The 14,836-nt window shown below is 58.5% G+C and carries 16 protein-coding genes; 10 read left to right on the top strand and 6 right to left on the bottom strand.

Annotated features, from left to right (window positions below):
* The 6 genes from ATY29_RS08940 to zwf form a co-directional block, all read left to right on the top strand.
* The coding region (locus ATY29_RS08940) for a sensor histidine kinase (RefSeq protein ID WP_133118193.1) at positions 1–511 on the top strand (511 nt) is incomplete at its 5' end.
* A 323-nt stretch (positions 512–834) separates the two neighbouring features.
* The gene (locus ATY29_RS08935) at positions 835–1,152 is read left to right on the top strand and encodes a hypothetical protein (RefSeq protein WP_097536052.1); all 318 of its coding nucleotides are present in this window, start codon (positions 835–837) and stop codon (positions 1,150–1,152) included.
* Positions 1,153–1,179: 27 nt separating this feature from the next.
* On the top strand, positions 1,180–1,773 hold the full coding sequence (locus tag ATY29_RS08930) for a general stress protein (RefSeq protein ID WP_097536050.1): 594 nt from the start codon (positions 1,180–1,182) through the stop codon (positions 1,771–1,773).
* A 1,093-nt stretch (positions 1,774–2,866) separates the two neighbouring features.
* On the top strand, positions 2,867–3,016 hold the full coding sequence (locus ATY29_RS36810) for a hypothetical protein (RefSeq protein WP_165779404.1): 150 nt from the start codon (positions 2,867–2,869) through the stop codon (positions 3,014–3,016).
* A gap of 66 nt (positions 3,017–3,082) precedes the next feature.
* Positions 3,083–3,268: a helix-turn-helix domain-containing protein gene (locus ATY29_RS08925; protein ID WP_097536070.1), complete on the top strand. Its 186-nt coding sequence runs from the start codon at positions 3,083–3,085 to the stop codon at positions 3,266–3,268.
* Between the two features lie 393 nt (positions 3,269–3,661).
* A complete protein-coding gene (gene zwf, locus ATY29_RS08920; RefSeq protein ID WP_097536048.1) occupies positions 3,662–5,131 on the top strand; it encodes a glucose-6-phosphate dehydrogenase in 1,470 nt (489 codons plus the stop codon).
* A gap of 186 nt (positions 5,132–5,317) precedes the next feature.
* Here the strand turns inward: zwf and ATY29_RS08915 are convergent, their stop codons facing one another.
* The gene (locus tag ATY29_RS08915) at positions 5,318–5,566 is read right to left on the bottom strand and encodes a hypothetical protein (protein WP_097536046.1); all 249 of its coding nucleotides are present in this window, start codon (positions 5,564–5,566) and stop codon (positions 5,318–5,320) included.
* 762 nt (positions 5,567–6,328) lie between these two features.
* The gene (locus tag ATY29_RS08905; RefSeq protein ID WP_097536044.1) at positions 6,329–7,564 is read right to left on the bottom strand and encodes a flavin monoamine oxidase family protein; all 1,236 of its coding nucleotides are present in this window, start codon (positions 7,562–7,564) and stop codon (positions 6,329–6,331) included.
* Positions 7,565–7,661: 97 nt separating this feature from the next.
* On the opposite strand from ATY29_RS08905, the gene ATY29_RS08900 reads away from it, so the two are divergent.
* Both ATY29_RS08900 and ATY29_RS37580 read left to right on the top strand, forming a co-directional pair.
* A complete protein-coding gene (locus ATY29_RS08900; RefSeq protein ID WP_097536042.1) occupies positions 7,662–9,191 on the top strand; it encodes a cation:proton antiporter in 1,530 nt (509 codons plus the stop codon).
* Positions 9,192–9,754: 563 nt separating this feature from the next.
* The gene (locus ATY29_RS37580; protein ID WP_097536040.1) at positions 9,755–10,273 is read left to right on the top strand and encodes a response regulator; all 519 of its coding nucleotides are present in this window, start codon (positions 9,755–9,757) and stop codon (positions 10,271–10,273) included.
* Here the strand turns inward: ATY29_RS37580 and ATY29_RS08885 are convergent.
* From ATY29_RS08885 to ku (ATY29_RS08875), 3 genes are read right to left on the bottom strand one after another with little or no spacing between them, the layout of a single operon-like run.
* On the bottom strand, positions 10,161–10,424 hold the full coding sequence (locus ATY29_RS08885) for a hypothetical protein (RefSeq protein WP_097536037.1): 264 nt from the start codon (positions 10,422–10,424) through the stop codon (positions 10,161–10,163). The genes ATY29_RS37580 and ATY29_RS08885 overlap by 113 nt on opposite strands.
* 3 nt (positions 10,425–10,427) lie before the next feature.
* On the bottom strand, positions 10,428–11,237 hold the full coding sequence (gene ku, locus ATY29_RS08880) for a non-homologous end joining protein Ku (RefSeq protein WP_097536035.1): 810 nt from the start codon (positions 11,235–11,237) through the stop codon (positions 10,428–10,430).
* Between the two features lie 12 nt (positions 11,238–11,249).
* The gene (gene ku / locus ATY29_RS08875) at positions 11,250–12,158 is read right to left on the bottom strand and encodes a non-homologous end joining protein Ku (RefSeq protein WP_097536033.1); all 909 of its coding nucleotides are present in this window, start codon (positions 12,156–12,158) and stop codon (positions 11,250–11,252) included.
* 498 nt (positions 12,159–12,656) lie between these two features.
* Here ku (ATY29_RS08875) and ATY29_RS08870 point away from each other — a divergent pair, with 498 nt between their 5' ends.
* Positions 12,657–12,839, top strand: coding sequence for a DUF3606 domain-containing protein (locus ATY29_RS08870; protein ID WP_097536031.1), 183 nt, complete (start codon positions 12,657–12,659; stop codon positions 12,837–12,839).
* Positions 12,840–12,927: 88 nt separating this feature from the next.
* Positions 12,928–13,164 carry a hypothetical protein gene (locus tag ATY29_RS08865; protein ID WP_097536029.1) on the top strand — a complete coding sequence of 79 codons (237 nt, stop codon included), beginning with the start codon at positions 12,928–12,930 and terminating at the stop codon, positions 13,162–13,164.
* A gap of 1,359 nt (positions 13,165–14,523) precedes the next feature.
* Here the strand turns inward: ATY29_RS08865 and ATY29_RS08855 are convergent.
* On the bottom strand, positions 14,524–14,736 hold the full coding sequence (locus ATY29_RS08855) for a hypothetical protein (protein ID WP_097536025.1): 213 nt from the start codon (positions 14,734–14,736) through the stop codon (positions 14,524–14,526).
* Between the last annotated feature and the right edge of the window lie 100 nt (positions 14,737–14,836).

Raw genomic sequence — 14,836 nt, 5'->3', positions numbered from 1 at the left:
GGACGTCGAGCAGGCGATATCGGCGCGCATCAACGCCTATGCCCACGCGCATGACATTCTGCTGCAGAAAAACTGGCTGTCTGCGACCATGGACACGATTGTCGAGGCGACCGCGAGCAATCTCGGACTTGGATCGGAACGTTTCAAAGCACGTGGCCCCACCGTCGAACTGAACCCCCAGGCTGCGTTAGCGTTCTCTCTCGTGCTGCACGAGCTTGTCACGAACGCGACGAAGTACGGGGCCCTATCGGCGGATACCGGAGTGGTCGAAATCGAGTGGTCCCTGCGTCGAGAAGCGGGCGACGATCGCCTCGACGTCCGTTGGCGAGAGCGCGGCGGCCCGGCTGTGGCAGCTCCGAAAAGGAGGGGCTTCGGCTCCCGGCTCATCTATTCCAGCCTGTCTGCTTTCGGAAATGTCGCTGTTGATTATGCCCCGACAGGCCTGGTACTGAGCCTCGACGCATCGCTCCAGAGCCTGCAAGATCAAAATTGTTCCAATTCTCCGAGCTAGTCATTTAGTGCACAAGCCATTGAATCAGCTGCGATGAGAGCGCGATCCCAGGTGCTGCTTGGTTCGGTATTGGTCGGCTACGACGGCAGCGTCGTCGCCATCCCTCATCTCCAACTTTCCACCTCAGCTGGCTATCACAAACCGCAGCATCCGCAACACGGACTTTAGTTCCGTGATCTTGGTATCGTGCGAGCCCGCGCGTCGGACCTTCGAGTTCACCGCAAAGAAAAGCATCGCGCTTTATGTTCCGGACGGTGGAACGAAGAAGCTTGCCTGGGGTTTCTAACTCGCGAATCTGATAGTTCGGCACGAGAGGAAATCCCATGAAAACGTTTATTTTCGCCGCAGCGCTTCTGGGCGCGTCGGCATTGTCAGCCATAGCCCAGACGGCGCCCGCAACGACAAGTGACGGCAAGACGCCGGCCGTCGCAACTCCTGACTCGAACAACCCTACCGCCCCGGTGGAAGGCGCCAACAGCTTCACCGAGGGTCAGGCCAAGGACCGTATTGAAAAGGCCGGCTATACTGAGGTCAAGGACCTCAAGAAGGATGACAAGGGCATCTGGATGGCGTCTGGCAGGAAGGACGGCAAGGCAGTCGTCATCGCTCTCGACTACCAGGGCAACATCGTCGCCAAGTAACGCAACAAATCCTTCCGGAGAATAACCATGAGAACCGTAACTGGACTTTTTGATGATTATACCGACGCCAGCTCTGCAGTCAGCGCGCTTGAAGCCGCCGGCGTCCCTTCTAACGACATCAGCATCGTTTCCAACAATGCCGACCATCGCCACGGCGAGCATTCCAATGCAGGCGAGGGTGCGGGCGCGGGCGCCGGCATCGGCGCAGTTGTCGGCGGCGCCGGCGGCCTTCTGACGGGCCTGGGCCTAATGGCGATCCCGGGTGTCGGCCCGGTCGTGGCAGCCGGCTGGCTGGCGGCAACCGCTGCCGGCGCCGCCGCCGGTGCGGTCGCCGGCGGTGCAACAGGCGGCATCATCGGCGCAATGACGAGCTCCGGTGTGTCTGACGAGGATGCAAATGTTTATGCTGAAGGTGTCCGCCGGGGCGGCTCGCTGGTCACTGCCAAGGTCGAGGACGCGCTTGTCCCGGAAGCAGAAGCAATCCTCAAGCGCTCCAGCTGGGTCGACCCGGCTGCACGCCGTGCCGCTTACACCAAGGAAGGTTGGACCAGGTTCGACGACACGCTCGACCCCTATGGCCCGGAACAAATCGAACGCGAACGTAGTCGTTACCGCCTATAACTTCTATGGATGCGCGCGCCCCGCGGTGGGCGCGCGTTTCGCGCGCCGGACCCGCGAAGCTTTCGATCTGGGTTTCGGATTCGGTAGGTCCGCCGGTAGTAAGCCGTAGCTTTCCGAGCCCAACACCCCACAGTGGCAGCGATCATTAGGCAATTGCTGTTGATTACCGATGCAGCATAGCGAAGGCGGCTACGCCTGGGAGCCAGGCGCTGGAGAGCTGCAGGATCATTGGTCAACAACCGCACCTTCCGCCCGGGCATTGGACCGGTAGGGCAAACCGCAACGACGCCGATGGGACCGGTATGTAGGCTCATTGGACCGGTACCAGCTTATCGCCGGCGCGGACGCTCTGCGAGCGCGATCCTGTGCGGAGTCTCCGGATCGATCAGATCCGGGCGCCGTGTTCGACTATCGCGCCCCTATCCGTGAAATGCGGACTGGCGGCCTCAGCGGGCGGATGGAACAGATCTGTAGGGCGAGATTCTCAATCTTCAGAATCTTTGACGCCCTCCTGCCTGAAAGCGCGATGGGCGGTGGGGAGGATCAGACGGAACCCCCTCTCGCGTCTTCCCAGTTGTCGGTTCCACGGCCGATGTAGCGGAGTTGACCGGTGCAAGCCCTACTCCGAAGACAGGCGCTCTCCCGGCGGCAGGTTGGACGGTTGAAGGTGGAGCGGAAGCAGACATCAGGTTCGAGGTAGATCAGGTTCGTGATGAGCTTGTAGAAGCTGGATTCATTTCCGACCATATGACCAAGGTTTGCTCCTTCAAGCTGGCTTTGAGATCATCGGGAAACCCGCCGCTCGATCTTTGTTCCGAGATGCGTTGTGGGGCGTCCGCTACCAGAGGGCGCTCAACCCGACCGGGGAGCGCCCTCTCATCCCGGACGGTTGCGCACTTGCGACAGAGGGGAGCGCCGCGGTGCGGTCGTCGATACGGGGTGTGACGGATAAATGAGTACGGCTCCCGCCTCCTTCAATAGGGGACCCACGCGCCCAGCGAAGAGCAGCCATGCATTGGAGATCTGTGACTGAACACCATATATCGGTAAACTCTCTTAGATGGATAACATGGTATCGAGGATCAAAAGAACCTTGACCGTCGGCCAACGCGCGGCCGCGGTCGAGAGGACGAACGCGATCGCGCAGGAATCAGCCGCCGAGGAACGCCAGCGTCGCGAAGAGAAGACCGAGCGGCTGCGGCAGCTCAGGCTTGCATCTGCGAAAGCGACGCCGCTGAAGTGAACGCGGCTGCCATCGAGGCATGGAATCCTCGTGCAAGAATTCAATTTCAAAAAATCGGAGAAGACGATGGATCATGTTTCGAGGAATCCCGAGACCGCCACTGCCTTGCAGGAGGACCGCCTTGCCAAGGGCTACAGCCTGGAAGATCTGGCGATCACGACTGGCCTGACGGTCGACGAAATAGAGGCGGCCGAGCGCGGCGACAACGTGCCCACCAGCAACATCGAGCGGATCGAGCACGCGCTGAGGTAAAACCCGGCGCTTTCAGCCGAACAAATTCCACACCGCGAAAACTGACTGGGGCAAATCCGCCGAACGTTATCTTGCATTGCGCTTCATCTGGGGTTAGCCGGCGGTAGCCGTGCTGTCAACAACCGCGCCCTGCGCCTCTGAGCCAGGTCATCTTGCTGACTAAGGCGCCAAGACATCGCTATCAAAGAAAGTCGACAAGGAGGGACCGAAGTCGCTAAGACCCGGCACTTAGGCGCCGTATTTCCGCCCCCTTGCTCCGCTGGGCAATCCATGCCTCTATTTAACCCTAGAGGGGTGAGCTTCAACGCCATGGCATTACGCACGAAGATAGCCGATTCGCGGCGCGGAGCGGGGTCGACCTCCATCCCCCAAGGGACAACGAAAGACTTGAGGATGAGTGTTTTGCGCAAGAATTCAACTCGGGTTGGCCCCGGCTATCCACAGGTCGTTGTGCTCGTCGGCGCAACAGGTGATCTCTCAAGGCGCAAGCTACTGACCGGGCTGTTCCACCTCACCAATGCGGGCTTCATCCCAGGATGTCGCATTATCGGCGTCTCGCTCGACGACATCGATGCGGATGCCTTCCGCACCATCGCCCGTGACTCGCTGGACAAGTTCTTGACACGCAAGTTCTCGCAGTCCGAATGGGAAGCGTTTGCCGCATCGCTCGACTACGTCCCGCTCTCTGCCGGCGCCAATGCTCTCAAGGACGCGGTCGACAGGGCCGAAGAAGCACTCGGCGCCGAAACGCGGCGCGTGCATTATTTATCCGTGCCACCAAGTGCCGCCCTTCTGGCCGTGCAACTCCTCGCCCAGGCAGAGCTGACTGAACGCTCCCGTATCATCATGGAAAAGCCCTTCGGCACGGACCTTGCCAGTGCCGTTGCACTGAACAAGAAGCTGCACGAAGTGTTCGACGAGAAGCAGATATTCCGCATCGACCATTTCCTCGGCAAGGAGCCGGCGCAAAACATCCTGGCCTTCCGATTTGCCAATGGCCTGTTCGAACCAATCTGGAACCGCAACTTCATCGACCATGTGCAGATCGACGTTCCGGAGACGCTCGGCCTTTCCACCCGCGCCGCCTTTTACGAGACCACCGGCGCCTATCGTGACATGGTGGTGACCCACCTCTTCCAAATCCTCGCCTTCATGGCGATGGAGCCGCCCACTGCCCTTGAGCCTGCGCCAATCTCGGAAGAGAAGAACAAGGTGTTCCGCTCCATGTTGCCAATTGAGCCGCGCGACGTGGTGCGCGGTCAATACATTGGCTACCGTAATGAGCCAGGCGTCGACCCCGAAAGCGACACTGACACCTTCATCGCCCTGAAATGCGCCATCGACAACTGGCGCTGGGCTGGCGTGCCCTTCTACCTGCGTACCGGCAAGCGGATGGCCGAGGGGCAGCGCATTATTTCGATCGCATTCCGCGAGCCCCCGAAATCGATGTTTCCTGCTGGCTCTGGCGTGGGGGCACAGGGCCCTGACCACCTCACCTTCGACCTTGCTGATGCTTCCAAGGTCTCGCTTTCCTTCTATGGTAAGCGCCCTGGGCCGGGCTTCCGGCTCGACAAGCTCTCGCTGCAATTCGCTATGAGCGAAACCGGCCTGATTGGCGAAGTTCTGGAGGCTTATGAGCGTCTGATCCTCGACGCCATGCGCGGTGACCACACGTTGTTCACTACGGCCGAGGGTATTGAGCGGCTCTGGGAGATTTCCCAACCTCTCCTCGATAACCCGCCGCCCGTACGCCTCTACGACCAGGGCGGCTGGGGGCCGAAGTCGATCCACCAACTCATTGCCCCGCACGCTTGGCGCCTACCGTTCGAGCGCGCCTGGAGGGATGCGGCAAAGCGGGATTGATGGTCAACATTTGGACGATACCGGCGACCAGCATAGCGCCGCCCAATTGCGAAAAATCTCCCGGCCGGATCGTTCAAATGGCACGCCTCCTGAGGATCACTATCGCCTTGCTGATCGGTATGGCAACTCGATACCGCCGGTCTGGCGCCTTGGTAAATTGGCTGGGCTGGTTGATCGCGTCAGGACTCAACGATTGGGATAGCGGTCAAGAAGAAACCCTTGCAAGCGGCCACGCCCGCTATTTAGGGGAATGTCTTTAAATAACCGTGATATGAGGCGCGGTCGCAGTCCTTGCCTCTCATCGATGAGGAGGAATGACATCCTCTTTATTTCAATCGTAATCACGCCTGCATTGTCATGGCGACGATAACTCCGCGAATCAATCGCATGGAATCCGTTTTCCACCGCCCAGTCGGCTATCATATCCGCGTTCATCAAGGGTCCTGCTCTAGGAGATGGGGACGTGGTTTTTCCAGCTGTCCCGGCCGTGCAAATCGCTTTTGCAGTGCTACAGGTACCGCAACTGAAACGATTTAAGCCAGCCAAATCCGTCCATAATTCCACTTCTCACATCGGTGTTGCTAGAAAGACTCGCGGCAATCAGTACGACTCAGCCGTAAGCCCCGCCCATTTGGTGCTCGAGAATGGAACCGACGCCCCTGCTAGGCAATGATCGGCGTTCTCAAAAGCCAATTGCGATCATTGCCGAGCAGAGGCGATCCGATAGCCTGGCGAACGCCCCTTCGTTTGAATGCTTTGCTGGAGGCGCTCTAACGACGAATAGCCAAGCGATCCGGCGACGACCGCCACCGGCGTTGTTTCATCGCGTAACGCGGGGTAGGCAAGGTGAATTCGCCACTCCGTCAGTCAAGCACCATCGCCGAAAGAATCCAGCGGTCGCCCGCCGTCATTGCTAGCTTCCGTAGATGGGTCCACGCGAGATTGCACTGTCGGCCCGTCGCAATTCAAAGCGCATCATCATGCCATTGGCGGTTTTGCTTTCGGGCAAGCAGTATGGAATCCGGACTGATCTCCGTTTTCAAAATCATTTTCCAGCCGCCCGCGAATAGGAACCCTCTTTCGGCTACATTCGCCGCCTTCGCTGGCAGGATTAGGCGCTATGGGCCGAAGCATTACGCGGGGATGACGGCCGAGCTACGACCGAGACGAGCACCGAAGAATCGTTAGGTCGGACGATTAAAGAACGTTCGCTGGATAGCATTGCGCGAACTCTTGCGCTGCCCGGAGCCCGCTCTCCCATGCCCCGTGAGCTGTGGAGAAGTCAGATCGATTTGTCGCCTCGCCTGCGAAGAACAGGCGCTCGCCCACAGGTTTCGCCAGTCTTTCACGGTCGCTGGCGCGGCCGGGCAGCGCGTGGCTATATGAACCGTGTATCCATTCGGCATTGCACCACGAGGAGGAGGCGATCGGCTTGAGATGGCGCCGTATCTCTCCACCGAGCAGCGCTGCTAGTTCCTCAAGGGCGAAGGCGAAAGCATCAAGAACTCCTGCATTTTCGATTGCGATCGCGCCTGGTCCACCGAAGAATCCCTCAACGACAGATCGACCCAAGGGTCTGATGTAGTAGCTGCCCGTTTCGTCATTGGCGGGATTGCCGAGAAGATGGGTTTCCGCCTCCAGACCGTGATTTCCACTGAGTTCGAAGAAAAGCTTGTCGGCAAGGCCGAGCGGTAGATTAGCAGCTGCGTGCAGGTGGTCGTCCATTTCGGTATCGAATTCGATAAGGGTTCTGGCAAGCACGGCAGTCGAGACAGTCACGATAGCCGCCTGGGAATCAATTGCTCCGCGATCGGTCTCAATCCTGACGCCGGTTCGGGTTAGCCGCACCTTCCTCGCAGCGCAAGATAGATAAAGAGGAACAGCCGGCATACCCCTTACCAATAACGTCCCATACCCTTCACGCACCCGCCAGTTTGACTGGGTCGCGGCCTTATCGTAGGCAAGAAAATCCTCGACTGAGAGGCGATCGAGTGGCGCACCGTTAAGATATCCGCTTAGAGATTGACAGTAAGCGTTCCACTTCCCACCCGGGCCAAGGGCATCTGAAGCTCGGTCAGAGGTCGGTGGGGCACTTTCCATCTGTTTAGACATTCCCGACCAAGCCTCGAGGGCAGCTTTTCGATCATCGGGAGGAAATCCGAGATCGCGCCATTGATCTTGCCAAGCAGTGCGACCTTTGATGACATCGAAGCCTTCAGCCCTTGCCAGATCGACCAGCGGATTACGCTCACCGGAATGTAGCCAACCACAACCCATGTCGAGCGGAAAACCATAGATCTCGTTGGTCCAGGCTCGGCCTCCGACGCGGCTGCTTGCTTCAATGACCACTACCTTGCGCCCTTGCGAATTCAGCATGCGGGCAGCTGAGATCCCAGCCGCCCCCGCGCCGATTATCGCTACCTCGAAGTCCATCACCAGCTCCGTTAAAATTTGTGAAATTAACCGCCGTATTCTCCCGAACCAAGCTACAGGGACTATAACGTCCGAAGATCTTTGTTAGTGTACAATCATGAGCTTTTTCGAAACCCTAATTGCGCTTCTGGCAGTGGCCGTGATTCTGCTCCAGATCACCCGGCGACTCCGCCTGCCCTACCCGGGAATTCTCGCCGCGGCCGGAGTAGCCGTCGCGATGGTGCCCGGTGCGCCGAATATCCCAATTGATCCCCATACGGCGCTTGCGCTTTTCATTGCGCCGGTCCTCGTCGACTCCGCGTACGACTTTCCTATCGGCGCTGCAAGGCGCATGCTCTTGCCGATCTTTGTTTATGCCGTAGTCGCCGTTCTCGCTACTACGGGTGTCGTCGTTGCAATCAGCGCGATGACCGTCGGCCTCCCAATAGCCGTTGCCGTCACTCTTGGCGCGATCGTTGCTCCTCCGGACGCTGCGGCAGCAACCGCCGTCCTGTCGGGACTACCCGTCGATCGCAGGGTGGATACGCTGCTTAAGGGCGAGAGCCTGTTCAACGACGCGACCGCCCTGCTACTTTTCAGTGCGGCTCTGAGCGTCCAAGCCAGTGGCGGCTTGGGGTCTGCGACCGTAATTAGGATTGCGGTCGCGGCACCGGGAGGGATACTTTTCGGTATCGCATTTGGTTATCTTCTGTCCAGACTCAGACCACTCACAGAAAATACGGTAGGCGGGACGCTTCTCCAGTTCGTTTACGCGTTCGCGACCTGGATAATCGCCGAAAGACTGCATCTGTCGGCGGTCTTGGCTACAGTATCCAGCGCTATGACTATCGCCACCCTGGCGACCGTCAACGACTCGCCCCGGATGCGGGTCCATTCGTTTGCCGTATGGACAACCGTCGTTTTTCTCCTGAATGTCGTAGCATTCTTGCTGATGGGCTTGCAGGCAAAGAACATCGTCCGGACGATGTCCCCCGATGAGCTAGCGCGCGCTATCTGGTTTGCCACGATTGTTGTCATAGGTGTGATTGTTTGTAGGATCGCGATTGCTTTTCTGTTTCACGCGGTAGTGACTTACCGACACGACAGGGGAGCTTATCTCGCACCATTCCTACACGGAGAGACAATGCTGGTGGGTTGGGCGGGAATGCGTGGCCTCGTCACTCTCGCGACAGCTTTCGCTCTCCCGCCAGATTTCCCCGAGCGGGACCTCGTAGTCCTCGCCGCCTTTGCGGTTGTGCTGGCAACGCTGGTCATCCAAGGCGCAACACTGGCTCCTATGATCCACTTTCTCCAGCTAGGGCGTCAAGCAATGGTCCGCGAAGAGACCGATGCCGCGCGAGCCGGCCTTGCTGAAGCCGCGATCGCCAGGTTGGCCTTGGAAGAAGGTCCGGAAGCGGCAGCTCTGATTGCTCTCTATGCCAAGACCGCAGCCGATCCAGGCGGCCTTTCCGACGACCGTCGCGGCAGCCTGTTGCGTGCCGCGACGCTAGCTCAGCGCCAGCGCCTCGATGAACTGAGAGACGGGGATCTCATCGGTCCGACGCAATATCTCGAATTGCAGGAGGATCTGGACTGGCAGCAGCTGGCGGCGGAGTCCGAGAAAGACAGGCGGATCACAGAAAGCTGAGGCCAATCCGCCTTGTGGCTCCCGTTAGAGAGCCATACCAGACTGGCATCACAACTGCATTGCGCGCTGTGGCAACCTTTTCGGCGAAGTCTTCTGGCCGCCACTGCGGACATCGACCGTATGTCTGTCAGGCTCGGATTTCGGCGGATCACCGGAGCGCCGTCTCCGCGAAACGATGCTTTGGCCACATCGCACATGACGCGCCGAGCCTCGTAGCGCTCATACCCATCCCCGGGGCCGCTAAGAGCCCTGTTACTGGCACCACTTTCAACGTAAGCGCTTTCACCGGGGACTGCCAATTTAGTTGGGCGACGTCGAGTTCAGCGCACCTCGGATAGTTCGCCGTCGGGAACAAGGGCCCGCGCGGATCGTAAGTCTCGCGGGCCGTGCGGGAATTGTGTAGTCCCTGACAACCATGCACATGAGTAGCCTGTGCGGCCCACTCAACTCAAATTCCCGACCACACTGCCAGGCCGCATCGGCGCCGCCGCTTATCGCGAAAGTGGTATCGAGATGCGCGATCTGCCTGGCCTGCTCATCGAGGTATCCCACTGTGAGGCGATGTGAGAGACAATGTCAGCGCGAGAACCGGGGGCGAGACAAAGGCTCTCGTCGTAGAGGACGAGTTCTTCATCGCCGATGAACTCCGACGCAATCCGACCACTCCAGGATTGCTGGTGCTTGGGCCGGTATCATCCAACGAGGACGCTCTCGATCTGCTGGAGCAGGAGCTCCCTGACATCGCCGTCCTCGACGTCCATCTCGGCGGGGCAAGAGTGAGTCCCGTAGCGGCGAAGCTTCGGCAGTTCAATGTTCCGTTCGTCCTGGCGACGGCGAGTCCTGACCATGAACTTGCATCTGATCCAGTCCTCGCCGGCGCGCTCAACCTGGGAAAGCCAACAGATATGGACCGTCTCATCGAAACCGTTCGAAAACTGGTCAAGTGGCGGTCGCCCCGAAGACGGGCGCCTAATGATGAGTGCCTATCAGTGGCTGGTCGTCGTCGAAGTTGCCGTTGCTGGCGGCATCGTAGGCATTCAGGCTCCTGCAGCCGCCGCGCGTCCCGAACGCGGTCAACTTGACCAATATGGCCCGAGCGCGCTCCACCGCCGTTTCTTCGTCCAGATGCCCGCCGGCGGCAACGTGGACCGTGACCGCGTCGCCGTCGTCGCCGACGAAGTCGATCCGCCAGCCCGTGTTGTCGTGGCCTACCTTGGTGTCGGTCAGATGCATGACTCACCCCGCCTTCCGGCCTTTGAGGTCGGCCTGGATGCTCTTTTTCAATGCGTCCATGATATTGACGACGTTCGATGCCGGCGCTGGCGCTGTTTTACCCTTTGCGGTCTTCTTGGGCTTCAGCAGCTTCTTCTTCTCCTCGATCAGCTTCACCAGGCTGGCCTGGATCGGGTCCCTGACCATGTTCGTGGACCAGCGGGCCGACTTCTGCTTGATGAGTTGCTGAACAAGTGGAACGAGATCGGGATCGGCTTCCGCCTCGATGTCTTCGAAGTAATTCTCCTCCGGACGTACTTCGTCGCCGAACCTTAGCGACCAAAGGACAATGCCTTCGTCGCGGGGTTCGAGGATGACGGCACGCTCGCGCCGGCCCATGACGAGCTTCGAAACGCCGACGACCTTATCGGCCTTCATCGCGTCCCTGATGACGGCGAAAGCCTCGTTCCCGACCGCGTCGTCAGGCATCAGATAGTGGGGCTTCTCGAGGTAGATCCACTCGATGCTGTTGGCCGGAACGAACTTTTCGATGTCGATGGTTTTCACCGTGTCGAGCGCCACCCGATCCAGATCGTCCTCGGTCAAGATCACGTAGTCGTTCTCGCCGCGGGCGTAGCCCTTAGCCTCATTCTCGTCTTTCACAGGCTTGCCCGTGACAGAATCGACGTATTGCGAAACGACCCGATTTCCAGTGTCGCGGTTGAGGGTGTGGAAGCGAACCTTTTCGCTCTCGCTGGTCGCGGGGGTCATCGCCACAGGACAGGTGACCAACGAGAGCTTCAGGTAGCCTTTCCAATAATAACGCGGTGCCATCGGTCAATCTCCTCAGCTTGCCTTGCGACGCGGTGCAGTTCCAGAAGCGGTGGCTTTTGAAGCTGCGCCGCGTGTGGCGCGCTGTCGGCCAGTGCCCTGATTGGCGTTGGCGGCGGTGCGCTTCGGCTTGTCCGCCGCCGCCTTCATCATCCCTGCACTTTCGCGGAGGGCGGCGAGCAGATCGTTCGGCTTCGACACTTCGACCTTCTTGGGCTTCGGCAAGGCTTTGCCCTCGATCTTCGCCTTGACCAGGTCTGCGAGAGCGGCTTCATAGCGATCGTCGAAGGTCGCAGGGTCGAAGGTTCCCTTCTTGGTGCCGATGATGTGCTTGGCGAGATCGAGCATCTCCCCCTCGATCTTCAGCTTGGGAATTTCCTCGAAGGCCTTCTTCGACGAGCGCACCTCGTAGTCATAGTTCATTGTCGTGGCGATGAGGCCTTTGCCATGCGGCCTGATCAGCACGGTCCGCATCCGGCGGAAGAGAACGGTGTGGGCTATGGCGACGACGTCTGACTTCTTCATGGCGTCGCGCAGAGCTGCGTAGGCGTCGCCGCCCATCTTGTCAGGGGTCAGGTAGTACGGCTTGTCGAAGTAGACGTCGTCCACATCTGAGCAGGGAATGAAGGCTTCAATCTCCAGCGTCTTGTTGCTTTCCGGGATCGTCGCGGCGATCTCTTCGGGATCGATGATGATGTACTGGCCGTTCTCGATCTCGAAGCCTTTGGTTTGTTGCTCCTTGGGAACCGGGTCCTCTGTCTCGCTGTCGATGAAGACGCGGTTCACCCTGTTCCCGGATGCCTTGTTGATCGTGTTGAACGTAAGGCGCTCTGACGTGCTTGCCGCCGTATAAAGCGCTACTCCGCAGGAGACCTCACCGAATTTAATGAAGCCCTTCCACTGCGCGCGATGCCCTGTTGCCATGACGCTTCTCCGAATCACCTTGTCGCGACTCAAAGACGTCTCAGGGTGATTCGTTCCGACACGAAACGAATCATTTTTCAATAACTTACGGAAGTGCGTTCAGAAATTGATTCTGATGAAGACTTGTCCTGGTGGTTGAGCAAAAGCTACCCATCCGCTTCACGCGCAGCCTCCACCCGCGGATCGAGGAATGAGTGGCAACACTGTCATCGTCTTCATCGATCAGAAGCGTCGTCACCACCCCATCCGATGCAATGACCCCTGGCAGCCCCAGTGCGGAGGGCTCGGAGGCTCGACGGTATCGATCACCGTGTGGTTCCCGCCCATCGTGCCTCCAGCGTCCATAGGTCTGTACGTCACCCTATTTATCCTTCGTCCGAAAATGCATAGCCGGTTCGGCCGTCGCTTGAAGCCAAGCATACGGACATGCGTGTTTCCGGGGAACCACGGAAATCGTGGCGAGTTTCTCTCGCGGACCTTCATCAAGGGAGAAACCCGATGGCAAAGAAACAGACATCCCGAGGCCGCACACAGGATCGCGCCCGCGTCGCCGGCGGCCAGGATCATGAGGTGAAATACGAAGCGAAGAAAGAAGGCGTCTCCAAGGACACCGTCAAGAAGGCCGTCAAAAGCGCCGGAAACTCACGGAAGAAGGTTGAAACCGAAATCGGCCGGCACTGATCCGTTTCCAATTTCAGCTCTCAAGGCCAAATGAACCGGCGATCCCTTAGCTCGCCACGTCGAAGCGGAGCCTTTCAGAGGTCTTCCAATGACAAGGGACACTCCAAACGACTATCGCATCATGTCGAAAGCTGTCCGGGAATGGTATCGGTACTACGACGTCGAGTGGGACGACCAGGCTTCGTCGTTTCTCTGCGATGCGGCGATCGAACTCTACGACCACGGCTGCCGATCGGTCGAGGAGATGGCGACGATTTTAATCGGGAGGTATGTCGGGCTCGCCGCTACTCGTATCAACGCGCCAACGTCTAGCTCGGTCCACTGAGAGCGCCGTCAGCCGCGAGCGCGAAACCAACGAGCGCGGAGACGGTGAAAGCGGGCTCTCGGGCTCTGCAGTGAGCCGACGTCGTGTAGGCTGACAGCACCTGAAAGCCGGGTACTTGTACTAACCGCCCGATTGGAGAGCATGGTGACTGCAGTATCTCCTTAACCTTGACGATGATGGCATCGATTTGGTCACCAATGTAATTCAAGACTAGTGTGACGTTCACCATGTTCCCACTGGAGTGCGAGCTTTTGCGAGAGGCGATTCGCTTTGCTGTCGGGATGGTGGCTTTCCGGCGACAACGTCGGTCGCGCTTTTCGAGGCGATCAAAACGCATATGGAACATCCCCTGGGTAACACGGCACGAGCAGGCTCTTACCGAATCAGGTAGAGCCGCATATTGCAATCCAAGGCGAAATCAATACGTCGCGACGTAGGCCAACAAAGTTTCTCGATCAGAGCGATTTCGAATCTGGCGCTTGCATCCCTTTACTGACCTACCCATTATTACAGCCTTGCGCGAAAGTAGATCCATCGCCGCATCCGGCGAGACAGCGCTGTCGTTTTTTGGCCGAGTGAGCATCGCTTGGTTTTGACGTCGGATCTGAACCGTCGTTCCTAGGCCAGTGGGGGAACAGGGGTGCCTCATTTACGAGACGGTTCGTTGATTTCAACAACTCGTATGATCGAATTAGAAGGTCGTGGGAAGATGACAGGGTAACATCGACGGAGGTCTTGCGCATGAGGGTACACCGCTATTTGCAGGCGGGAGCACATGGTAACCCTCAGCCGTCAGCGCCTATTTTCGGTTGCCGACGATAGAGGGGAATATAGGGTACACTTTCGAAGAGACCACATTTACCGATCTTCACGTGCGGCGAGGGATCGATCCACGCGTCAATGGCGCGCTACGACGCAGATTTCCCGCGCAACACACCCTGGCGGCCGTCCTGTTGATTTGCTTTGGTTAGAGACGATCCGCGCGCAAACGACCCCTGCCCGTCCGCACCTTGAAGTCGACACTGCGAAAGCGATTCTTACGGTTGAGTTCCCATCTCGTACACGCAGTTGAGCGTGCACCTACATCGCAGTCTTGGATCTTCAAGGGCCTGCTTGTCCAGATGATGGTAAACACCGGGGACGGGCTAGTAACCGCCAATATCGCCGCGAATTGGACCGATACCTTGCGGCTGTGCATAGGTTGTGTTGTCCGATCCACTAGTTGCGCATCCCGAGAGTGTCACGAAGACGATCGCTATTGCGGCCAAAATGCATTTGAGAGGCACGGCGTTCTCCGATTCTGCCAGGCTGCTTAGGCCCCAAGGGGCACGCCAAGAACTTTCCGTCAAACCGCGTATATTAGCAAGCGCCTGATAAACTGGCGGTAAGTAACAACACAGCCTCTTCAAGCGTCTCCCTGACCGGGTAGTAGCTCGGCGAGGCATCTTTCCCCAGCACGCTGACATAAATATGGGTGCTGCTGGTGAAAGCCCTTACGGCGACCACATGCTCGGGGTTGATGTAGACTATCGGGTCATTTGTGCCCGCGTAGTGGAATGGCACCAGCCGCATCTTTTCCTCCCGACGCTAGCCACACTGCGCTTGAACGACCAAAGTCGCTGTTTGTTGCTGCGTATCTTAATTTTCGAAGGAGAGAATAGACCGGATCCAT

The organism is Rhizobium hidalgonense, assembly GCF_002914525.1.
Lineage (GTDB): Bacteria > Pseudomonadota > Alphaproteobacteria > Rhizobiales > Rhizobiaceae > Rhizobium > Rhizobium hidalgonense.
This window is presented reverse-complemented; position numbering and strand designations above follow the sequence as displayed.